Origin of the sequence: Allosphingosinicella sp. (assembly GCF_036387615.1) — a bacterium.
GTDB lineage: Bacteria > Pseudomonadota > Alphaproteobacteria > Sphingomonadales > Sphingomonadaceae > Allosphingosinicella.
Genome location: NZ_DASVTH010000040.1, coordinates 1 through 20,781, shown reverse-complemented (window position 1 = coordinate 20,781; position 20,781 = coordinate 1). Strand labels below are relative to the sequence as shown.

The window sequence follows — 20,781 nt, the reverse complement described above, 5'->3', positions numbered from 1 at the left end:
CAGGCCGGACAGAGTACAGCCATGGGACTGACCGGCAAGCGCCTTGCAATCATCTGCAGCGTCTGCGGCTCCGACGAAGTCAGCCGCGATGCATGGGCCAACTGGGACACAAGGCAGCAGGAGTGGGTGCTCGGCGCCGTGTTCGATTATGCCCACTGCCACCGTTGTGATCGCGAGCGGAGCTTGATCGAGGTTGAGCTGGAGACGGTCGAGACCGTCATCCTGAGCCGGTAGCACAGCCTGCCACCCCGCCGTGGCCCCGCAAGGAGCCACGGCGAACCCGTCAGTGCCACGTCACCGGCGTCGCCTCTTCCGGCTTGGCGACGATCTGCCACCGATCGCGATACAGGATCGTGCCCGGGCGGCGGGTAGCGACCTTGTGGGCCGGCACGCCCGCCTCGCCAATCAGCGAAGCGAGCGCAAAGGCGCGGGCGATCATCTCGCGGGCGTCGTCGACGAACCAGCAGATGCCGTCCGCCCGCCAGCGCCGGCGCGACTTGACCCAGAGCGGTTCGGCACCGGCAGGTTCTGCTCGAACCAGTCGATCTCCGCCCACAGGGCCTCGCGCAGCACGGCCGGCACCTCCGCGTCGCGCGCGCAGGCGTAAGCCGGGCCGAACAGGCCGCAATCGGCGCCGCGCGGCAACCGCCCCACGGCGTGATGAAACGAACATACATGGATTGCCTCCGGCCGGGCGCGCCCGGCGGATCTCTGATTGTCAGAAGGTGCGGCGGCCGCTCAGTCGCGCCAGTAATCGTCGCGCTCGGACCCGTCGAAACCGGCCGAGCTTAAGACAACAGCGCTTGAAAGCTCTTCGCCGAGCCGCACGGACAGGGATCATTGCGGCCGAGCTTCTCGACCAGCTCCTTCTCGCCGCCGCGAACGAAGCGGAGGCCCCGCTTCACCCGCGTTTCGGACGGGAAACCCTTACGACGCTTTGAGGTGACCTCGAAAGCAAGGGAGGTCGTGATTGTCGATGCGTGGCATGTCGGCCTCCTCTTCTGCGCGCGCAAAATTGCGCGGAAGCGGGCCGATATTGTCGGACGGCGGGGAAGTAAAGCTCGTTCCGCACCCGTCTTGGTTTAGAACCGCAGTTTGTCCAAGGACGAACCCGCCTTCAACACAATCGAAAGACCACCCCGCCTAGCTTGCCTGGACGCAGGGGAGGATAACATGTCTAAGACGTTCGTTTTTCTGACGCCGGTGGTGCTTGGCGGGATGTGGTACACTGGGGCGCTTACCGGTGCTTCCACCCAGGAAGTCGCCCGTCCGCCCGCCCAGGTGATGGAGGCGCTTGCCGATCTCGACATTCGCCGCCAGCCGGGCAATCCAGGCACCGATGCCTCGCGTTCGGGTGGCGTGACGCCGGTCTTCAGCACCGAGCGCACTGCCAATTCGATCACTTTCGTGGTGATGAGCGGCAATCAGGTTGCAACCCGCATGACTGCCCACCTCGAACCGATCGACGAGGGCCGCGGCACCCGTGTCACTGCCGACGTGGAGCGCGGAGACTCCCCTGACGAGCAAACCTCCCCAGCCTTCCGATCGGAAGGGCTCACTCTCGGCCTGTTCACATCCGCCATTACCGATGAGCTTAACGAGCTCACGGCGCCGCCGCCCGCGAGCGCCGAATCCTGCGACGCGCTGCGCGATCAGATCATGCTGGAGAATATGGCTGCCGTCGGCGCCACAAAGCCCGAAGATGTGGGCCAGGCGATCGGACAGACGATCGGCACAATCGGGCAGATCGCTAAAACGGGAAAGCGGCTGCGCGAAGCCGGCTGCGCAGACACCAGCCGGCGCGCCGGCGACGCTTTCAAGCCCATCTCCAACGAAATGGGCAGGGGCTCGATGGTGCGGTGAACTGGAAGTCGATGAACACCGACTTTCCTGCCGCAGTGCGTTGAAGCGTCGCTCTGCTAGCCCGAGATCATGCCCCGCTCGGCGGCCGACCAGCTATGCTCACTGCAGCCGAAATGTTCAAAACGGCAGCTTGATGCCCACCATGGCGCGCTTGCTTACCTGCCCGTCAGGCATCGCGACCGATTCGACATAGGCGCGCGCAGTCGAGCCGCCGCCGATGCCGGTCTCGGCGACGATCGGCTCGAAGGCGTAGCGGCGCGCCATCTCCTCCATCGGATAATTGCCGCCGCGCCGCCGCCCGCACACCACGATTTCCGCCGGATCGCCGCCCCGGCAACCTAGCCGCCCGTCCGCCTCGCCGTCGCCCGGCCGGACCTTCGCCAGATCGAAATCGATCGGGACGGTGGCCGTAAGCGCCGCGGGCGACGCTGCCGTTTGCACCGCCAAGATCCAAGCCAGTGCCACGCGCTGCTCCACCTGCCTTTCGGCAGGGGTCAGCGCAGAATCGGGCGAAGTCAAGGCGGGCCCGTCCTGCACGGCATCGCGAAGAGAGCGGGCGACCGCCAACATCATGAACTTCGGGGCACGCCGCGCTGCCAGTCCGGACCCGTTTCCCGGCCAAGTCGTTCACCGGCGCATGACCATCCAGCATTCCGTCCAAGGCTCGGGCAAGCCGCTCCTCCTCGTCCACGGCCTCGGCAGCACGCGCGCCGCCTGGAGCCTCGTCGCGCCCGCGCTGGCCGGGCAGCGCGAGCTCATCCTGCCCGATCTGCCCGGCCACGGCGCGAGCCCCGCCGAGCCCGACAGCGGCACTTTCGAGGGCCTCGTTCGGAGCTTCGACGAATGGCTGGACGCGGAGGGGCTGGCCGGCATCGACATGGTCGGCAGCTCGATGGGCGCGCGGCTGGTGCTGGAGATGGCGCGGCGCGGGCGGACACGGGCGGCGGTGGCGCTCGATCCCGGCGGGTTCTGGCAGGGCTGGGAGCGCGGCTTCATCGACGTTTCGCTGACCGCGTCGGTCGCGCTGCTGCGGGTGCTGCGCGGCGCGCTGCCCGCGCTCGGGCATAACGCGATTGCCCGCACCGCGCTGCTGCCGCAACTCTCGGCGCATCCCTGGGCGCTGGACGGCGACACGGTCGAGACCGAGCTGCAGAGCTTCGCGGACACGCCGACCTTCGACGCGCTCATCAAGGACCTCGCCTACGGACCGCTCCAGCCCGGCCCGGCCGCGCCCGGCTCCGGCCCGGTGACGATCGGCTGGGGCCGCCACGACCGGCTCTGCCTGCCGGCTCAGGCGACCCGCGCGCAGGCCGCGTTTCCGGGCTCGCGGCTCCACTGGTTCGAGAATAGCGGCCACTTTCCCCAATGGGACGAGCCGGATGCGACGATGGCGCTTATCCTGGAGGCGGTGGGCTGATAGGGCGGGCCATGAGCACCGACCCCAATCCGCGCCGCGACCGCAACATCGCGCTCCTGATCGACGCCGACAATGTCAGCCACGGCAAGATCGCGGCGATGCTGGCGGAGCTGTCCAAATACGGCATCGCCAACATCCGGCGCGCTTATGGCGATTGGGCGAGCCCTGGCCTCAAAGGCTGGACCACCCGGCTGCACGAGCATGCGATTCGGCCGATCCAGCAGTTCAGTTACTCGCGCGGCAAGAACGCGACCGACATGGCGCTGGTGATCGACGCGATGGAGTTGCTCTACACCCAGAAGCCCGACGCTTTCTGCATCGCGTCGAGCGACGCCGATTTCACGCCGCTGGTCATGCAGCTGCGCGCCAACGGCCACGAGGTGTACGGCTTTGGCGAGCGCAAGACCCCCGAGCCGTTCGTCAACGCCTGCTCGACCTTCCTTTATCTCGACAGTCTCGGCGAGGAAGCGGCAGTCGCCGCTCCCGCCAAAGAGGAGGCCGCGCGCGCGCCCAAGCCCCTCGCCAGACCAGCGGCGGCGCCTGCCGCTGCCCGCTCGCTCGCCCAAGACGCCAAGCTGGTCGCGGTGCTGCGCGGCGCGGTCGAGGCGACGGCGGGCGACGACGGCTGGGCCAATCTCTCCGCCGCCGGCAGCGCCGCCAAGCGCCAGGCGCCGATCGATCCGCGCAATTACGGCGCGCGCAACTTCCCCAAATTGTTCGAAGCCACCGGCCTGTTCGACATCGTCCGCGCCGAGGGCAATGGCCAGAGCTACGTCGCCGACAAGCGCAACAAGGATCGCGCGCCTGCCCCGGCCGCCGGCGCCGCCCGCGGCGAATCGCTGTTGGAGCGCCTGCCGGCGGCGATCGGCTCACTGTCTCGCTCCTGATCGTTTCGACAACGAACGGACTAGGCGCGGCGGGCGAGGCTCGCCATATGGCGTCCATGAACTCGACTCCCAGCACGCTCGAACGCGCTTTCGAACTCGCCCGCTCCGGCGAATGCGCCAATCCCGCCGAGATCCGCGCCCGCCTCAAGAAAGAGCGCCACGACCAGGTGGAGGCCCACCTCCAGGGGCCATCGATCACCAAGCAGCTGCGGCTGCTGTGCGAGAAGGCCGTGCGCCCGAGCGAGACGGAAGCGGAAGGGGCCTAGCCCGAGCGGCGGCGGCGCCGGCCGTGCAACTGATCCGGATCGGCCGGAATATCGGGGAGTCGCCCTTTCTGACTCTCCAGGCCCGATCCGCTGTCCTCCGGCCGCCTCTGGCGCTACGTCCCCCCGTGACGCCCGCGAATTGGCGCGTTACAGTGGTGTGACGAGGGACGAATTTGGCCAGCCTGCACCTTCATGAAATCTACAAGTCGTTCGGCGCCACCAGCGTGCTGGACGGCGTTTCGCTCGAACTCGAGGCGCGCGAGTTCGTCGCTTTCCTCGGGCCGTCCGGGAGCGGCAAATCCACTTTGCTGCGGATCATTGCCGGTCTCGAGACGCCCGACTCCGGCGAGGTGGTGCTCGACGGCGTGCGGATCGACACGCTGCCGCCCGGCGATCGCGGCGTCGCGATGGTGTTCCAGCATTATGCCCTCTACCCGCACATGACGGTGCGCGAGAACATGGCCTTCGGCCTGCGCAACATCGGCGTGCCCAAGGAAGAGATCGAGACCCGCGTGTCCGAAGCGGCGCGGATGCTGGAGATCGAGGACCATCTCGACAAGAAGCCCGGCCAGATGTCCGGGGGTCAGCGGCAGCGCGTCGCGATCGGCCGCGCGATCGTCAAGCATCCCAAGCTGTTCCTGCTCGACGAGCCCTTGTCCAATCTCGACGCGGCGCTGCGCACCCGCACCCGGATCGAACTCGCCCAGCTGCGCAACCGCGTCGATGCGGCCTTCATCATGGTCACGCACGACCAGGCCGAGGCGATGACGCTGGCCGATCGCATCGTCGTCATGAACGATCGCACGATCCAGCAGGTCGGCCCGCCGATGGAAGTCTATAGCCGCCCGGCCAACACCTTCGTCGCCCGCTTCGTCGGCTCGCCCGCCATGACGCTGGCGCCGGTCGAAATGCTCTCCGCGGGCGGCCGCTTCGCGAGTGTGCGCCTCGGCGACGGGTCGCAGGTCGATACGCGGATCGTGCCGAACGGCCTGGCCGGCGGGCCGCTCCAGCTAGGCCTCAGGCCCGAAAACGTCACCGTGTCTCCGGTCGGCCATGCCACCACTGTCGGCAAGGTCGATCTCGTCGAGCGCCTCGGGGACCGCACCCTCGTTTATGCGCATCTAGCGGATGGCCTGGCGATCACCGCGGAGGACGAGGGCTATAGCCGGGTCCGGACCGGCGACACGGTCGGCCTGCGGATCGACGGCGGCGCTGCCCACCTGTTCGATGCCGACGGCGCGGGCCACCACGCGGAAGAGCACGCCGCGTGAACGGGGCGACGCGTCGCTGGAGCGGTCTCGCCTTTGTCGCGCCTTTTCTTCTCATCTACCTCGTCATCCTGATCTATCCGCTGCTGCGCGGGATCGGCCTGAGCTTTCAGCGCGTCGACCTGTTCGGCGGTGGATCGTTTGTCGGCTTTGCCAACTATGCCCGCCTGTTCGCCGACGCGACTTTCATCCAGTCGCTGACGAACACCTTGGTGCTGGCGCTGATGATCGTTCCGGTGCTCACCGCCATCGCACTCGCCCTGGCCCTCGCGCTCAACCGAGCCACACGCGGCGCGGCCATATTCCGCGGCATCTTCTTCTCCTCCTCCGTTCTGTCGGTCACCATCGTGACGCTGATCTGGCGCTTTGTGCTCGCGCCGGACGCCGGGCTGCTCGGCGAGGCCGCGCAAGCGCTCGGCACCGAGCCTATTCCCTTTCTCAGCCACCCGACCTGGTCACTCTGGGCGCTCGCGCTGACCACCATTTGGTGGTCGCTGGGCCTGCCCATGATGCTGTTCCTCGCTGGCCTGCAGCAGATCCCGGGCGACATGTACGAAGCAGCCGCGCTCGATCGCGCGAGCATCTGGAAGACCTTTCTGCGCATCACCCTGCCCTCGCTGCGCCACACGGTGATCCTGGTCGTGATGCTGCAAACGGCCGCGCAATTGCAGATGTTCGGCCAATCGCAACTGCTCACCGCCGGCGGCCCCAGCGGCGCCTCCCGCACCGTGGTGCTGTACATCTTCGAGGTCTCGTTCGGGCGTTGGGAGCTGGGCTATGGAATGGCGGTCGCAGAGAGCCTCTTCCTGCTCATCCTGCTAGTGACGCTCACCCAGTATTGGGCCACCTCCCGCACCCGGGAGGGCGAAGGTGGCCGCTGACGCAAGGCGGACGGGTTGGTCACCGGGCGCGCTCGCCGGCGTGCTGCTCGCGGCCGCGCTCATGCTGGCGCCGCTGGTCTGGACTTTGCTGCTGTCTCTGAAGGACAATGCCGAACTCGTCGGCAATAGCGGCGCGGCCCTGGCCCCACCATACACGCTCGAGAATTACGCCTCGATCCTGCGCGGCAACCAGGTATTCCGCTGGCTCGGTAACAGCCTCCTCGTCTCGATCGGCACAACGATCGGCGTTCTGGTCCTGTGCAGCCTCGCCGGTTACGGCTTTGCCCGGCTCGAATTCCCGTTCCGCCGCACTTTGTTCATCTTCGTGCTGCTGGGCCTCGCCATCCCAGAGCAGGCGGTGATCCTGCCTCAGCACCAGCTGTTCGCCGACCTGCGCCTCCACAACAGCTATCCGGGGCTCATCCTTCCGGGTCTCGCCGGGCCGTTCGGCGTCTTCTTCATGACCCAATATTTCCGCGCCATCCCCCGTGATCTCGACGAAGCGGCGATGCTGGACGGCGCGTCTCGCTTCCGGACGTTCTGGAAGGTGCTGCTCCCCCTCACCCTGCCGGCGCAGGCCACGCTCGGCGTGTTCACCTTCCTTGGCACCTGGAACAGCTATTGGTGGCCGCTCATCTCCGCCACCAAGAGCGACATGTATACGCTGACGGTTGGTCTCGCCTCGGCGCAGATGAACTATGCTCAGACCAGCGGATTGGGCTTCCTGATGGCTCAAGCCGTGTTCGCCTCGATCCCGATCTTCATCGTCTACCTGATCTTCCAGAAGCAGATCGTGCGCGCCATGGCCGGGACGGCGGTGAAATGAGGCGCACCCTGCTTCTGGCGATCACGCTGTTCCTCGCGGCGTGCGGCGGCGGCAAGGACGAGCGCGCGGAGATCTACCTGCAGCGCTTCTTTGGCGAATGCGGCGCCGAATATGGCCGCGCCGTGGATCCGGCGAAGGCCGAAGGCGAGTGCGGGATCATCACCGCAACGATCAACAAGTTCAACGCGCAGAACCCGGACGTGCGCGTCAGCAGCAACGTCGTCGCCTGGCCCGGCTATCCCCAGCTCACCGCGCAGATGGCCGCGCGCGATCCGCCCGACCTCGTCACCATGCACACCGGCGTCCTGTCCGATTACGCCGCCGAAGGGCTGCTCGAACCCATCGAGCCGTACCTGCGCGCTGCGGGCCTCGACGCATCGAGCCTGACCGAGGCCAGTCTTCGCGCCGCGACGATCGGCGGCCGGCTTTACGGCCTTCCGTTCGACACGCACGGCGGCCTGTTCCACGTCAACACCAGGCTGTTCGCGCAGGCCGGGCTGATGCGGAACGGCAAGCCGGTCCTGCCCCGCAGCCCGGAAGAGTTCCTGGCGCAGGCGCGCCAGTTCAAGGCGCGTACGGGCAAGCCATACCTGATCCAGAGCCTGGTCGGCGACCCTGCCTACGCCGCGCGCAATCTCTACACCTATCTCCTCGCGCAGGACGCGGCCTTCTTCCCCGACGCGCGGCATATCGAGCTCACCACGCCTGAAGCCGTTCGCATCCTCGACTTCTTCCGCCGGATCAGCGTCGAACGCCTGGGCACGCTCAACCAGGATACGCCCGCCGCGATCGCCAGCTTCGTCTCGGGCGAGGGCGGGGTCTACCCCACCGGCACCTGGATGATCGGCTCGTTCGAGAAGGAGGCGAACATGCCCGGCCGCCCGCTCCACGACGGCTATGCCGTTTTCCCATATCCCCGCCTGTGGGGCCGCGACGCCTCCTACGTTTCCGGCCATGCCTGGGCCGTGCCCAAGCGCGAACGCACGCCGCAGCAGCGCGACGCCATCGCCCGCTTCTTCCGCCACGTCGCTGAACATAATGGCGAGTGGGCGCGCACCGGCCACCTGCCGGCCTTCAAGGCGGTGGTGGATAGCCCCGCCTTTCGCGCGCTCCCGCACCGCGCCGACATCGGTCCGCTCGCAAGCATCGGACGCCCGCTGCCGACCGGCGTTCAGCGCCAGAACGCGATCGAAGGGATCATCGGCGAGGAAGTGGCCGCCGCGTTCAACGGCCAGAAAACGAGCGCCCGGGCGCTTGCCGACGCCGAGCGGCGCGTCAACGAGTTCCTCGCGAACACGTTCTAAAAGTGACTGCTAGCGCCAGCGCCGGAACCAATCGGTTCGGAAGCGGTTCGATCTCGGCCGAAGCGGGAGGGTATCGGGTTTGAGGTTTGCGATCTTCGGCCTGACGGTAAGCTCTTCCTGGGGAAATGGTCATGCGACCTTGTGGCGGGGACTCATCCGCGCGCTGACCCGGCTTGGCCACCAGATCGTCTTCTTCGAGCGCGACGTGCCTTATTACGCAAACAATCGCGATCTTCATCGGCTGGAAGGCGACGCGGAGCTGATCCTCTACCCCGAGTGGGAGAGCGTTGCTGGGCGAGCAAAGGCCGAAGTCCGCCGCGCCGACGTGGCGCTCGTCACCTCCTACTGCCCCGACGCGCTCGCAGCCGCCGCCTTGATCGCGGACCATGCCCCCGCTCTTTCCGTCTTCTACGACCTCGACACGCCGGTCACGCTGGCCCGGCTCGGAGCGGGCGAGCCGGTCGCCTACTTGCCCGAACACGGCCTTGGCGATTTCGATCTGGTGCTGAGCTATACCGGCGGCGAGGCACTGCGGGCGCTCCGCTCGCGCCTCGGCGCAAGGCGAACCGCGCCCCTCTACGGCCATGTCGATCCGGTCCAGCATCGACCGGCCGCACCGGCCGAGCCCTTCCGCGGCGACATCTCCTATCTGGGCACCTACGCCGCCGATCGGCAGCAGGCGCTTGAAACCCTGTTCATCGGGCCTGCGCGGCAGCGGCCGGAGCAGCGCTTCGTACTCGGCGGCGCCAACTACCCGCCCGACTTCCCTTGGACCCACAACATCTTCTTCGTGAAGCATTTGCCGCCGCCCGATCATCCCAGCTTCTTCTGCTCCTCGCGTCTGACCCTGAATGTCACGCGGCGCGACATGGCGGAGATGGGCTGGTGCCCGTCGGGTCGGCTGTTCGAGGCCTCGGCCTGCGGCGTCGCCGTGCTCAGCGACTGGTGGGAGGGGCTGGACGCCTTTTTCGAGCCGGGTTCGGAAGTGCTGATCGCGCGCGACACTGCGGACGCGGTCGCCGCGCTCGACCTGCCCGCCGGCGAAGTCCAGCGGATGGGTGCCGCTGCCCGCGCGCGGGTGCTGGACGAACATACCTCCGAACACCGCGCCCGCGAACTGGTGGAACTGTTGCGCGACATCGGCGGCTCCTCCACCCAGGCGAGCGAGCCCATGTTGATGGCGGGAGAATAAGCATGTGGGGCGTAATCCCGGCGGCGGGCAACGGTACGCGCATCCAGCCGCTCGCTTTTTCGAAAGAGCTGCTCCCCGTCGGCGGACGCTCGGACGCGCTGACCGAGCGGCCCAAGGCGGTCAGCGAATATCTGGTCGAGCGCATGGTCCGCGCCGGCGCCGACAAGATCTGCTTCGTGATCTCGCCCGGCAAATCGGACATCATGGAATATTACGGCACCGGCCGCGTCACTCCGGCCGACATCGCCTATGTCGTCCAGCCGCGCGCCACCGGCCTGTGCGACGCCATCTTCCGCGCCCGCCCAGTCGTACCGAAGGACGAGCCGGTGCTGGTCGGCCTGCCCGACACCATCTGGTTCCCGGAAGACGCGCTCTGCGCGCTGCCGGACGACAAGCTCTCCTTCCTGCTCTTCCCGGTCGAGCAGCCACGCTTCTTCGACGCGGTTGTCACCGACGCGGCGGGCCGAGTCGAGGAGATCCAGGTCAAGTCGCCCGACGCACGCTCGAACTGGATCTGGGGCGCGTTCAAGATGCCCGGCCACGTCTTTCACGAACTGCACGATTTCTGGCGTGCCCGGCCGGAGCCGGACGAATATGTCGGCACCCTGGTGAACGCCTGGCTGGCCCAGGGCGGCGAAGCAGTCGGCGTCCGCGCCGGCGAGTCCTACGTCGATGTCGGCACGCTGGACGGTTACCGCTCCGCCATGCAGATGCTCCGCCCCGTCCCGCAGGACACCGCCGAACCGCCGCTCGTCGCCTAATACGAACGAGCTAGAGCATGATCAGACTGCCGCTCATCCTGAGGAGGGACTGAGCTCGGCGGAGGCCCGTCTCGAAGGGCCGTGCACCCGTCCTTCGAGACGCCGCTTCGACTTCGCTCGGCGGCTCCTCAGGATGAGCGGTTCAAGGTGAACTGATCATGCTCTACTCTAGCCGCGCTCGCCAGGCTTCGTCCCGGCATCCTCCAACCGCTCGAACAGTTCGGCCTGCAGGCGCTCCCGCCCCTCCGGCGAGCTTGCCTCCACCCGCGCGGTTAGCTTGGGCTCCGTCCCTGACGCGCGCAGCAGCCACCAGCCCTCGGTCGTGCTGACCCGCAGGCCATCAGTCCGGTCCACCGCGGCCCCTTCGGCTTCGAGCCGCGCGGCGACCCGGGCGAGCACCGCCTGCTTCTCCGCATCGGGGCAGGCCAGGCGCAGCTCGGGCGTGGCGTAGGTCGCCGGCAGGCTTTCCCGGAACGCGCGCAGGCTCCGGCCGGACCGGGCGATCGCGCGGAGCGTTCGCATCGCGACGTACAGCCCGTCGTCGGCATGGTGCCAGCGATCGCCGAAGAAGATGTGCCCGCTCATCTCGCCCGACATCGGCGACCCCTCCCGGATCATCCGCTCGCGCACCAGCACATAGCCGGAAGGGCCCATCACCGGCCGCCCGCCCGCCGCCGCGATCCCGTCGAACAGCAGGTTGCTCGACTTGACGTCCGCCACCACCGCGCTGCCCGGCCGCTCGCGAAGCATGTCGCGGGAGAGCAGCAGCATCAGCTGGTCCGCCCAGACGATCGCGCCCGTCTCGTCGACAAGGCCGACGCGGTCGCCGTCCCCGTCGAACGCGAAGCCGAGCGCGCACCCTTCCCGGCGCACGGCCGCCTGCAATTCCAGCAGGTTCTCCGGAACGGAAGGATCGGGGTGGTGATTGGGAAAGCGCCCGTCGATCCTGGTGTGCAGCAGGTGGTGCGGCCCGCCGAGCCTCGCCGTCAGCCGCTCCACCATCGCGCCGGTTGCGCCGTTGCCGCTGTCCCAGGCGATCGGGCCCAGCTCCAGGCCTTCCACTTCGGCGGCGAGCGCGGCGAAATACTCGAAGCTCACGTCCACGTCGCAAACCGAGCCTCCGGCGACTTCAGTCGGCTCCGCCTGCCATAGGCCGGCGAGCGCTGGCCCGTGCACCGGATCCCCGCCGAGCAGCAGCTTAAAGCCATTCTGGTCAGGGGGATTGTGCGACCCCGTCACCATGATCCCGCCGTGGAGCCCGAGGCGGTGCACGGCGAACGAGACGATCGGCGTCGGGCCCAGCGGCAGTCGGTGCACCGCCATCCCGCCAGCGACCAGTCCCTCCCCCAAAGCCGCCTCCAGCCCGGGGGAGCTCAGTCGGCCATCCCGGGACACGGCGATGCGCGACAGTCCTCGCGCGCGGGCGAGCGCGGCGAAGCGCAGCCCGAGCGAGCGCGCATCCTCCTCGGTCAGCGTGCGCCCGACGGTGCCGCGAAGGTCGTAGGTCTTGCGAAGCGCCGGGTTGAGCGGGTGGCGGCGAGGCCGGAGCGCAAGCTGGTTCATGTCGTGCTCGCAATGAACTTCGGCCGCGTCGGTTCCCGCTGGAACGGCGGCGTGCCGCCCTCGTTGTTCCGCTTCTTCGACAAAGGGGTGAGATGGCGCGGGACGAAATCAATCAGCGCGGCCGCCACGCCGCGCTCGGCCCGACGGTGGCGCGGCTGTGCGAGGCGGTCGCGCAAGGCGACGTCATCGCGGTCGCTTCCGGCGAAGGGCGCGGCGAGGCGATCGCGCGCGCCGTCGCGGCGTTGAGCCCCGCGCTCGTCCTGTGGTGCCCGCCCCCGGACACGTTGCCGGGGGAAGGCGCGCCCGCCTCCCCCGCCATCGCCGGCCAGCGGGTCGCGGCACTGGCGGCGCTCCACGATCGCGACGGCCGGCATGTGCTGCTCGTCACCGACGCATCGGCCGCAGCCCAGAAGGTCGCGCCGCCCAGCGCCTTCGCCGCGCCTCCGCTCAGTCTGCGAGTCGGCGACCCTATCGATGGCGAAACGCTGCCGGCGGAGCTCGGAGCGATCGGTTACTTCCCCGACGACCGCGTCGATGAGCCGGGGGAGTTCGCGGTTCGGGCCGGCACGATCGATCTCTTCCCGACCGACGCCGATCGACCGACCCGTATCCACGTCAATACGGGCAGGATTGAGAATATATCGACTTATGATCCGGTGACCCAGCTTGGAGGCGGCGAGAACCTCCAGGTCCTTACACTCAGGCCTGCTGCCGAACCGGCGATAGGAGGCGATGCGGTCAGCCTGTTCGATCACCTGCCTGCGGCCGCCGTGGCACTCGATCCGGACGCGTTCGAGCGCAGAGACAGGTTCGTCGAGCTCGCCCAAGAGGCGGCCGACAAACGAGCCGAGGCGGTGCTGTTCCGTGCCTGGGATCAGGCGCTCGCACGACGGGCACGCCATGAACTCGCGCCCGGCGGAGAAATCACGGGAGCTCGTTTCGTCGAAGCCCGCAATCCGGAACGCGCCTTCCTGACGGCCTTCAACCAAGCCCGAAGCGAGGGCAAACGCATCCTGATCGCCGGTTCGGCCCGAGATGTGCGTTTCGTTTCGCGCCGGATCGAGCGGCGCGTGGGCGAAGCCCCCCGGCTGGTGAGTGATTGGGCGGACGTGTTGCGCGCGGAGCCCGGCGCGGTGCTGGCAGCCACGGTCGAACTGGGCCGCGGCTGGATCGAGGACGGGCTGATGGTCGTCACCGCGGTGGATATCCTCGGGGAGCGCGCGGGCGACACCCGGCGCCCGAGCAGCGCCGATCCGCTCGGGCAGGGGATTACCGACGTTCAACTTGGGGACGCGGTCATTCACGAGGATCATGGCCTCGGAATTCTGCGCGGCATCGAGGTGGTCGCGACAGACGATCTCGCGGCGGACGCCGTTCGCCTGGAGCAGGCGGGCGGTGCCCAACGGCTAGTGCCGGTCGAGGAAGCGGATCGGCTGTGGCGTTATGGCGCCGAGGCTGAGGCAGTCACCCTCGACAAGCTGGACGGCTCCAGCTGGCAGAAGCGCCGGGCGGAGATCGACCTCGCCATCGCAGAGACGGCACGGCAGTTGATCGGGCTCGCCGAAGAGCGCGCGCGTCGCACCGCGCCCGTCCTCGATCCAGCCGTTTCGGAATATGAGAGGTTCGCCGCCACCTTCCCGTTCAACGAAACGCAGGATCAGGCACGCGCGATCGAAGCAGTGCGCGCCGACCTGGCTTCAGGCAAGCCGATGGACCGGCTCGTCGTTGGGGATGTGGGCTACGGCAAGACGGAAGTCGCGCTTCGCGCCGCAGCGGCAGCTGCGCTTTGCGGTAAGCAGGTCGCGGTGGTCGCCCCGACGACCGTTCTGGTGCGTCAGCATCTGGAGCTCTTCCGCAGACGCTTCGCGCGGTTCGGGGTCGAGGTCGCCGGGCTGTCTCGCCTGTCGACTCCGGCGGAGGTCCGGCAGACGAAGCAGGGCCTTGCCAAAGGATCGATCCGGATCGTTATCGGGACAAAGGCAGTGGCCGGCAGGGTCGAGTTCCAGGATCTCGGGCTCATCATCATCGACGAAGAACAGCGCTTCGGCACGGCGGACAAGCGCAGGTTACGCGAACTCAGCCAAGGTGCGCATGTGCTGACGCTCACCGCCACGCCCATTCCACGCACGTTGCAGGGTGCGCTGGTCGGCCTTCAAGACCTTTCGCTGATCACCACTCCTCCGGCAAGACGACTGCCAACCCGGACCAGCGTCGCCGCATTCGCGTCCGAACTCGTGCGACCGGCTCTCATTCGGGAAAAACGCCGCGGCGGCCAGAGCTTTGTGGTCGTCCCGCGCATCGAGGACATGGCTCCCATGGCCGAGCGTCTGGTCAGGCTCGTGCCGGACCTGCGCGTCCGCCGGGCCCACGGCAAAATGCCCGCGGCGGAAATCGACGAGGAGATGATCCGCTTTTCGAGCGGGGACGGCGACATCCTGCTCGCCACCAACATCATCGAAGCGGGGCTCGATATCCCCCGCGCCAACACGATGCTGATCTGGCGCGCCGACCGGTTCGGCCTGGCCCAGCTCCACCAGCTGCGCGGCCGTATCGGGCGAGGCCGCCAGCGCGGCTACTTGCTGCTGCTGACGGAAGAGGGCGTGGAGATGGCTCCCGCGACAACCAAGCGCCTCCGGACCATGGAAGCGCTCGACCAGCTCGGCGCGGGCTTCGCGATCAGCGCGCGCGACCTCGACCTGCGCGGCGCCGGCGAGCTGCTCGGGGAGAGCCAGGCCGGACACGTCAAGCTGATCGGGCTCGGCCTTTACCAGCGTCTGCTCGGACAGGCGCTCAGAGCCGCGCGCGGCGAGCATGTCGACGATTGGACGCCTGAGCTCCACCTCGGCCTTGCCGGACGCCTGCCGGAAGACTGGATCCCGGAAGAGGAGATCCGGATCAACCTCTACGCCCGCATCGCCCGCCTGGCCTCCACCACCGATCTCGATGCGCTCGGCGAGGAGCTGGAAGATCGATTCGGCAGCCTGCCACCCGAAGTGCAGGATCTGATCGCACTCGCCCAGGTGCGCCAGCTCGCCCGCGCGGCAAGCATAGCCAGGATTGATGCCGGGCCGGCAGCCATCGCCCTGACCCCGCGACCGGACTTTGCCGGGCAGCCCGACGGGTTTGAGCAGAAGGGAGATCGCCTGCTGCTCAAGGAGCGGTTTGAAGACCCGCGCAAGCGCCTTGCCCGCCTTCGTGCCGTTCTGGAGGAGCTTGTGCCGGATTAGTCCGCGCCGCGGGTTGCCACCCCGGCCAAGCCAAGCCATTTAGCCCCCATGCTTTCGCAACGGACCCGCTACACGATCAGGGCTTTGCTGCACCTGGCCGATCGCTTCGGCCAGGGGCCCGTGCAGCTGACGGAGATCGCCGAGGCGCAGAATATCCCGGCCAAGTTCCTGACCGTGATGCTCTCGCAAATGCGGCGCGACGGCCTGATCGAGACGATGCGCGGGCGCGAGGGCGGTTACTGGCTCGCCCGGCCGCCGGAAAAGATCAGCTATGGCGAGATCGTGCGACTGACCCGCGGCTCGCTCGGCCTGCTGCCTTGCGCGAGCCGTCTTGCTTACGAGCCGTGCAGCAATTGCGTGAGCGAGGATAAATGCCGCCTTCACCGGGTCATGCTGATGGTCCGGGACGAGACGGCGCGCATCCTGGACGGGCTGAGCCTTGCCGATCCGGTGTCGCTGGATGAGTTCTCGTCTGAAGCGGAGCTGGAACCGCAGCTTTGAGTCCTCCCCATGTCGCCGTGATCGGCGGCGGCTTTTCCGGGACACTCCAGGCCATCCGCCTGCTGGAGCGCGGCGCGCGCGTGTCGCTGGTCGAGCGCGAAGATCGGCTGGCGCGGGGCGTGGCTTACAGCACGCCGCACGCCGATCACCTGCTCAACGTCCGAGCTTCCGGCATGAGCGCCTTGCCGGAGCAGCCGGACCACTTTGCCGCCTGGCTCGCCCGGGGGGGCGAGGGCGACGGTAACAGCTTCGCGCAGCGGCGCACCTACGGCCGCTACCTGCAAAGCCTGCTCGACGACGCGCGGAGCAGGGCGGGCGAGCGGCTCAGCGTCAAGCGGACCGAAGTGCTGGACGTCGCCGCCACCGCCGGAGGGGAGACGGTGAGACTGGGGGGGGGAGAGCGGATCGGGGCCGATGCCGTCGTGCTGGCGCTCGGCAATCTTCCGCCCGGGACGCCGCGCGAAATCACGTCGGCCGGGTTGGCGGACGGCGTCTATCATGTCGATCCGTGGGGCGCCGATCTGGCGGAGGGCCTGGCTCCTTGCGATACGGTTCTCCTGATCGGAACCGGCCTGACCGCGATTGATGCCGCCCTGCTCCTCGACAGCCGAGGCTTCAAGGGCCGCATCCTGGCGCTTAGCCGCCGTGGGCTTCTGCCCAGGGCCCATGCCGACGCTGCGCCTGCTTTCGTCGAGCCGGAGGACATGCCAGAGCCGCGCTGCATCGATCTGCTCCGCTTGGTGCGGATCAAGGCCGGTCGGATCGGCTGGCGCGCCGCGGTGGATTCGCTTCGTCCCGTCACTCAGGCAATCTGGGCGGAGGCGGGGCTGGCCGAACGCCGCCGCTTCCTGCGCCACCTGCGCTCTTGGTGGGATGTGCACCGTCACCGGATCGCGCCGGGCATCGCCGGACGCGTGGAGGGCATGATTTCGAGCGGGCAGCTGGAGGCCAGGTCCGGACGGATCCTTTCGGTCGTGGCGGACGGCGGCGGTGCGCGGCTAAGCTGGCGCTCCCGGACAAGCGGATTTGAAAGCACGACCCGCGTTCGCCGGATCGTCAACTGCACCGGCCCGCAGAGCGACATCAGCCGCGCTCGCGAGCCGCTGCTCGACGCACTGCTCGCCGCAGGCCGCATCCGGCCGGACGGATGCCGGATCGGGATTGACGTGGATCGGCAGTGCCGGACCGTCTCGGTTGCAGGCGCTTGCGAGACCCTCCGCGCGGTCGGCCCGATCACTCGCGGAGCGTTCTGGGAGATTGTCGCCGTACCCGACATACGTCACCAGGTGCGTGACGTGGCCGACGCGCTGACGGCTAGATAACGATCCGGAACAGAGCTCCCCCCTCGGGGCTCCGATCCAGACTGATCGCGCCGCGATGCGCGAGCACCACTTGCCGGGCGAGGCTGAGGCCGACGCCCGTCCCCTTGGGCTTGGTAGTGAAAAAGGGAAGAAATACGTCACCCTGCAAGTCTTCCGGCACGCCCGGACCGTTGTCGGCGACATCAATTTGCAGCCGGCCACCCTTGCTTCGGAAGCAAGCCAGCGAGACGGCCGGCACGGAAGCATGCCCCAGCGCGGCCTCGGCGCCGTTCTTGAGCAGGTTGATCAGCACCTGGCACATCAGATCGGGATCGACGTCGATCGTAAGATTGTCTGGGACGACCGTCAGCTTGAAGCCGACGCCCTCAGCACTCGGGCTAGCGCGAAATAGGGCTTCCAGCTCGCGCGCCCAAGGCGCCGCATCGAACAGGCGGCGGCGCACTTCCGGGGTGCGGCTGATCTGGCGATACGATTCGACGAAGTGCATCACGCCGTCGGCGCGCCGGGCCAAGGTCTCGACTGCGGCGCGCGCGTCGGAAATGGCCGGGTCGTTGCCCCCATCCGCCTCCGCGATCAGATCCGCCGCCGTATGTGCAAGCGAGGTGACCGGCGTCATCGAGTTCATGATCTCGTGGGTGAGCACCCGCACGATGTCGCTTTGCGCGGCGATCTCGACAGCATTGAGTTCGCCCTGGATCGGCTGAACGGCGATGACGCGGACCGTGCCGCCCATCCGATGCACGGCCGCCGCGCTCACCATCGCGGTCTGCGGCACCGTATCGAGGGTCAGCGGAACCAGCCGGGGCTGGCCGACCGAGACGTCGGTCAGCGAGCCGGCGAAAGCATCGCCATAGTCGCGGAAATCCTCGATCCGCACACCCTTGTGCCGGACGAGCATGCGTCGCGCCGCTTTGTTGGCGAGCTCGACCCTGCCCTCCCCGTCCACCGTCAGCAGAGCGGTCGGCGCATCGTCCAGCACCGCCTCGTAAAAGCGGTTGGCATCCGAAAGCCTGTGCCGCTCCTCGCGCAGGCGGCGAATGCCCTGCTCGAGCGCCTCGCCGAATTCGCCGAAGCCGCTTCCCTCGTTACGGTGCGTGAAGTTCTGGGATAGATCGCCGAAGCGGACCGCGTCGACGAAGCGAGCGAGCTCGCGGTTGGTCCGCTGAACAAAGCGCCAGAGCTCGGCAATCGCGCCCAGGCAGATGAGCCCCGCGAGCAAGCGTGCGGCGCCCAGCCCTTCCCGCTCCACCGCCTCCACGAACGCAAAAACGGTAAGCAGCAGCAGGGCCGCACGCCAGATCAACCCGAACAAGAACGTGCGGCGGAAGCTCACCTTCGATGTGCCGCCTCAGAGCCCATGCTTGTCCATGCGGCGATACAGGCTGGCGCGGGTCAAGCCGAGTTCGGCGGCGGCAAGCGAGATGTTGTAGGCGTGCCTTTTCAGCGCCTGTTCCACCATCGTTTTTTCGGCGCGATCGAGATTGAGGTCGCTCGCTTGGGTAACCGCTGCAGGAGTAGGCGTCGCCATCCTCGCCGGCGCAGCGCGCGAGAGCGAGAAGTCCTCGACCGTGAAGGCGTCATCCCCAGCCAGAATCACCGCTCTTTCAGCCGCGTGACGGAGCGCCCGGACATTGCCGGGCCAGTGATAGGCTTCCAGCGCTGCCGCGACTTCGGACGGCAGGCGGCGGGGCGGCTTGCCGTATTTTTTAGAGTAGAACGCGACATAGTGGTCGACGAGCAGCAGAATGTCCTCGCGGCGTTCGCGCAGCGGCGGAAGCTCGATTTCGACAGTGTTGAGGCGAAAGAGCAGATCCTGCCGGAACAGGCTTTCGTCCGAGAGACGCTCGGGCGGCAAGTTGGTCGCGGCGATCACGCGCACGTCGATCGGCACCGGCCGGTTCGCGCCGACCGGAATTACCTGACGCTGCTCGAGCGCGGTCAGCAGCTTGGGCTGGAGGTGGAGGGGGAGATTGCCGACCTCGTCCAGGAACAGCGTTCCTCCGTCCGCCGCCTGGAGGCGCCCGATCCGCTCACCCCGAGCATCAGTGAACGCGCCTTTGACATGACCGAACAGTTCGGATTCGAACAAGCTTTCGGCGACTGCGCCGAGATCGACAGAGACCAGCACCTGATCGGAACGGCGGGAGCGGCGGTGGAGTTCGCGCGCGACCAACTCCTTGCCAGTCCCGTTCTCGCCAAGGATGAGAACATTGGCCTCTGTCGGGGCAGCTCGCTCGATCAGGGAGTAAACGCGCGCGATGCTCGGGGAATGGCCGAGCAGTGGCGCCTCGCCCCCCGCCGCGGGGGCGGTCACGGCCGCCGCCCGCTTGCGCTCGGTAATGGCAGCCTTGCGCGAATTGCGCAGCGCGGCGGCGGTCCGGACCGTCGCCAGCAGGCGCTCGTTCGCCCAGGGCTTGGAGACGAAGTCGGTGGCGCCGCGCTTCATCGCCTCGACGGCGATCTGGACGCCGCCATGAGCGGTGATCATCACCACCACAGCCTCGGGATCGCGTTTCAGGATTTCGGCAAGCCAGTGAAACCCTTCCGCCGCGTTGGTGGCGCCCCGGCCGAAATTCGCGTCGAGCAGCACCACGTCGACATGGCCCTCGTCCATCGCCCGGAGCGCTTCTTCGGGCGACTGGAATGTCTGGACGCGTTCGAACAGGTCGCGCAGCAACAGCCGCGCCGACAGGAGTATGTCAGGATCGTCGTCAACGACGATTGCGCGTGAGAAGGCCCCCCGTTTCACGGCATCACTCCTAAAACCAGTCCTGTCCCAAGCGAAACAAAAAGTGTGCCAGGCAGGCGGCGCCAGCGTCCGATCACGGACATCCTTGTCCGATTGCGGACAGCCCCGCCGCCGCGGCCGTTCGCCGACTTTATCAGGATAGCTTGATTTTCAGCAACTTAGCCCGGTTGGCACGCCTCGTGCTGAGCTTGGGTCCACAGGGACGAAGACCCAAGGGGAGAATGAAGATGACCAATGTGAAAACCGCCTTTGTAGCGACATTGTGGATGGCGGTCAGCGGATTGATGCTGCTGGCGGCGCTGGAACCGGTCTCCGTTCAGCCGCAGCCGCTCGAGCTTGCCGCGCACAGCGCAGCCGACAATGCCGCTTGAACCGAGTGCGTGCGGGATGTCCGGCCACGGACAGCTTCTGTCCGGAAACGGACAGTCTCGCCGCGCACCCGCTTCAATGGTCCGCGGATCAGGCTGGCATAACCCTTGCTGAGTAGCTGGGCGGAGGGGCGACCATGAGCGTAGTGCGAATGAAGAGCGATGAAGTCCGGCCGCAGAGCGGCGGCGCGATGGACCGCGCGGTCGAGAAGAAGGGGCTCCCGCAGCGGGTCAAGATCGCGATCGGCGCAGGCCTGCTCGTGCTCGCCGCAACGGGCTTTTACGCTTATGCTCCCGACGGGGAGAGCCAGACTATCGCCGCCGACCGGATCACGGTCTCCACGGTCACGCGCGGCCGCTTCGACGATTTCCTGCCGCTCCGGGCC

20 protein-coding genes and 2 pseudogenes are annotated in these 20,781 nt (G+C 67.7%); 16 read left to right on the top strand and 6 right to left on the bottom strand.

Going from position 1 to position 20,781, the window contains the following annotated elements:
* Nucleotides 1–234: pseudogene (locus VF631_RS08530) on the top strand (hypothetical protein); the annotation flags it as partial.
* 49 nt (nucleotides 235–283) lie between these two features.
* On the opposite strand, the gene VF631_RS08525 reads toward VF631_RS08530, so the two are convergent.
* Complete coding sequence (locus VF631_RS08525) at nucleotides 284–556, bottom strand: hypothetical protein (RefSeq protein WP_431849865.1); 273 nt, start codon at nucleotides 554–556, stop codon at nucleotides 284–286.
* 232 nt (nucleotides 557–788) lie between these two features.
* Nucleotides 789–905, bottom strand: a complete 117-nt coding sequence (locus VF631_RS08520) for an SEC-C metal-binding domain-containing protein (protein WP_431849864.1) — start codon at nucleotides 903–905, stop codon at nucleotides 789–791.
* Nucleotides 906–1,173: 268 nt separating this feature from the next.
* Here VF631_RS08520 and VF631_RS08515 point away from each other — a divergent pair, with 268 nt between their 5' ends.
* Nucleotides 1,174–1,863 carry a hypothetical protein gene (locus VF631_RS08515; RefSeq protein WP_431849863.1) on the top strand — a complete coding sequence of 230 codons (690 nt, stop codon included), beginning with the start codon at nucleotides 1,174–1,176 and terminating at the stop codon, nucleotides 1,861–1,863.
* Nucleotides 1,864–1,980: 117 nt separating this feature from the next.
* Here VF631_RS08515 and VF631_RS08510 read toward each other — a convergent pair whose 3' ends face one another.
* On the bottom strand, nucleotides 1,981–2,328 hold the full coding sequence (locus VF631_RS08510) for a hypothetical protein (protein ID WP_431849862.1): 348 nt from the start codon (nucleotides 2,326–2,328) through the stop codon (nucleotides 1,981–1,983).
* A 106-nt stretch (nucleotides 2,329–2,434) separates the two neighbouring features.
* Here VF631_RS08510 and VF631_RS08505 point away from each other — a divergent pair, with 106 nt between their 5' ends.
* The 9 genes from VF631_RS08505 to VF631_RS08465 all read left to right on the top strand — a co-directional run bounded on the left by VF631_RS08505 (nucleotide 2,435) and on the right by VF631_RS08465 (nucleotide 10,665).
* Nucleotides 2,435–3,280 carry an alpha/beta fold hydrolase gene (locus tag VF631_RS08505; RefSeq protein WP_431849861.1) on the top strand — a complete coding sequence of 282 codons (846 nt, stop codon included), beginning with the start codon at nucleotides 2,435–2,437 and terminating at the stop codon, nucleotides 3,278–3,280.
* An 11-nt stretch (nucleotides 3,281–3,291) separates the two neighbouring features.
* A complete protein-coding gene (locus tag VF631_RS08500; RefSeq protein ID WP_431849860.1) occupies nucleotides 3,292–4,167 on the top strand; it encodes an NYN domain-containing protein in 876 nt (291 codons plus the stop codon).
* Nucleotides 4,168–4,214: 47 nt separating this feature from the next.
* Entirely contained in the window at nucleotides 4,215–4,433 is a 219-nt protein-coding gene (locus tag VF631_RS08495; RefSeq protein ID WP_431849859.1) for a hypothetical protein, read from the top strand.
* 173 nt (nucleotides 4,434–4,606) lie between these two features.
* Nucleotides 4,607–5,704, top strand: a complete 1,098-nt coding sequence (locus VF631_RS08490; RefSeq protein ID WP_431849858.1) for an ABC transporter ATP-binding protein — start codon at nucleotides 4,607–4,609, stop codon at nucleotides 5,702–5,704.
* Nucleotides 5,701–6,582 (top strand): carbohydrate ABC transporter permease, encoded by an 882-nt coding sequence (locus VF631_RS08485; RefSeq protein ID WP_431849857.1) that lies wholly within the window; start codon nucleotides 5,701–5,703, stop codon nucleotides 6,580–6,582. The genes VF631_RS08490 and VF631_RS08485 overlap by 4 nt, the downstream gene beginning before the upstream one ends.
* Nucleotides 6,572–7,408, top strand: coding sequence for a carbohydrate ABC transporter permease (locus tag VF631_RS08480; RefSeq protein WP_431849856.1), 837 nt, complete (start codon nucleotides 6,572–6,574; stop codon nucleotides 7,406–7,408). The genes VF631_RS08485 and VF631_RS08480 overlap by 11 nt, the downstream gene beginning before the upstream one ends.
* Nucleotides 7,405–8,712: an ABC transporter substrate-binding protein gene (locus VF631_RS08475; RefSeq protein ID WP_431849855.1), complete on the top strand. Its 1,308-nt coding sequence runs from the start codon at nucleotides 7,405–7,407 to the stop codon at nucleotides 8,710–8,712. The genes VF631_RS08480 and VF631_RS08475 overlap by 4 nt, the downstream gene beginning before the upstream one ends.
* A gap of 79 nt (nucleotides 8,713–8,791) precedes the next feature.
* Nucleotides 8,792–9,904 (top strand): CgeB family protein, encoded by a 1,113-nt coding sequence (locus VF631_RS08470; RefSeq protein WP_431849854.1) that lies wholly within the window; start codon nucleotides 8,792–8,794, stop codon nucleotides 9,902–9,904.
* 2 nt (nucleotides 9,905–9,906) lie between these two features.
* Nucleotides 9,907–10,665 (top strand): nucleotidyltransferase family protein, encoded by a 759-nt coding sequence (locus VF631_RS08465; protein ID WP_431849853.1) that lies wholly within the window; start codon nucleotides 9,907–9,909, stop codon nucleotides 10,663–10,665.
* Between the two features lie 168 nt (nucleotides 10,666–10,833).
* Here VF631_RS08465 and VF631_RS08460 read toward each other — a convergent pair whose 3' ends face one another.
* Nucleotides 10,834–12,228, bottom strand: a complete 1,395-nt coding sequence (locus VF631_RS08460) for a phosphomannomutase/phosphoglucomutase (protein WP_431849852.1) — start codon at nucleotides 12,226–12,228, stop codon at nucleotides 10,834–10,836.
* 92 nt (nucleotides 12,229–12,320) lie between these two features.
* Between VF631_RS08460 and VF631_RS08455 the strand changes: the two genes are divergently transcribed.
* The 3 genes from VF631_RS08455 to VF631_RS08445 are packed head-to-tail and all read left to right on the top strand — an operon-like array spanning nucleotide 12,321 to nucleotide 17,278.
* Nucleotides 12,321–15,455: a DEAD/DEAH box helicase gene (locus VF631_RS08455; protein ID WP_431849851.1), complete on the top strand. Its 3,135-nt coding sequence runs from the start codon at nucleotides 12,321–12,323 to the stop codon at nucleotides 15,453–15,455.
* Nucleotides 15,456–15,503: 48 nt separating this feature from the next.
* The gene (locus VF631_RS08450) at nucleotides 15,504–15,956 is read left to right on the top strand and encodes an RrF2 family transcriptional regulator (protein WP_431849850.1); all 453 of its coding nucleotides are present in this window, start codon (nucleotides 15,504–15,506) and stop codon (nucleotides 15,954–15,956) included.
* Nucleotides 15,953–17,278: an FAD/NAD(P)-binding protein gene (locus VF631_RS08445; protein WP_431849849.1), complete on the top strand. Its 1,326-nt coding sequence runs from the start codon at nucleotides 15,953–15,955 to the stop codon at nucleotides 17,276–17,278. Before VF631_RS08450 ends, VF631_RS08445 begins: the two co-directional genes overlap by 4 nt.
* On the opposite strand, the gene VF631_RS08440 is transcribed toward VF631_RS08445, so the two are convergent.
* Nucleotides 17,271–18,611, bottom strand: coding sequence for a sensor histidine kinase (locus tag VF631_RS08440; protein ID WP_431849848.1), 1,341 nt, complete (start codon nucleotides 18,609–18,611; stop codon nucleotides 17,271–17,273). The genes VF631_RS08445 and VF631_RS08440 overlap by 8 nt on opposite strands.
* Before the next feature lie 15 nt (nucleotides 18,612–18,626).
* A complete protein-coding gene (locus VF631_RS08435) occupies nucleotides 18,627–20,027 on the bottom strand; it encodes a sigma-54-dependent transcriptional regulator (protein ID WP_431849847.1) in 1,401 nt (466 codons plus the stop codon).
* Between the two features lie 227 nt (nucleotides 20,028–20,254).
* Between VF631_RS08435 and VF631_RS08430 the strand changes: the two genes are divergently transcribed.
* Both VF631_RS08430 and VF631_RS08425 read left to right on the top strand, forming a co-directional pair.
* Entirely contained in the window at nucleotides 20,255–20,398 is a 144-nt protein-coding gene (locus tag VF631_RS08430) for a hypothetical protein (protein WP_431849846.1), read from the top strand.
* 134 nt (nucleotides 20,399–20,532) lie between these two features.
* Nucleotides 20,533–20,781 (top strand): annotated as a pseudogene (locus VF631_RS08425) (hypothetical protein); the annotation flags it as partial.

Coding starts and splice junctions, on each gene's coding strand:
- VF631_RS08430 (WP_431849846.1), top strand. CDS start 20,255: ATGACCAATGTGAAAACCGCCTTTGTAGCGACATTGTGGATGGCGGTC.
- VF631_RS08515 (WP_431849863.1), top strand. CDS start 1,174: ATGTCTAAGACGTTCGTTTTTCTGACGCCGGTGGTGCTTGGCGGGATG.
- VF631_RS08455 (WP_431849851.1), top strand. CDS start 12,321: ATGGCGCGGGACGAAATCAATCAGCGCGGCCGCCACGCCGCGCTCGGC.
- VF631_RS08500 (WP_431849860.1), top strand. CDS start 3,292: ATGAGCACCGACCCCAATCCGCGCCGCGACCGCAACATCGCGCTCCTG.
- VF631_RS08465 (WP_431849853.1), top strand. CDS start 9,907: ATGTGGGGCGTAATCCCGGCGGCGGGCAACGGTACGCGCATCCAGCCG.
- VF631_RS08450 (WP_431849850.1), top strand. CDS start 15,504: ATGCTTTCGCAACGGACCCGCTACACGATCAGGGCTTTGCTGCACCTG.
- VF631_RS08460 (WP_431849852.1), bottom strand. CDS start 12,228: ATGAACCAGCTTGCGCTCCGGCCTCGCCGCCACCCGCTCAACCCGGCG.
- VF631_RS08505 (WP_431849861.1), top strand. CDS start 2,435: ATGAACTTCGGGGCACGCCGCGCTGCCAGTCCGGACCCGTTTCCCGGC.
- VF631_RS08475 (WP_431849855.1), top strand. CDS start 7,405: ATGAGGCGCACCCTGCTTCTGGCGATCACGCTGTTCCTCGCGGCGTGC.
- VF631_RS08495 (WP_431849859.1), top strand. CDS start 4,215: ATGGCGTCCATGAACTCGACTCCCAGCACGCTCGAACGCGCTTTCGAA.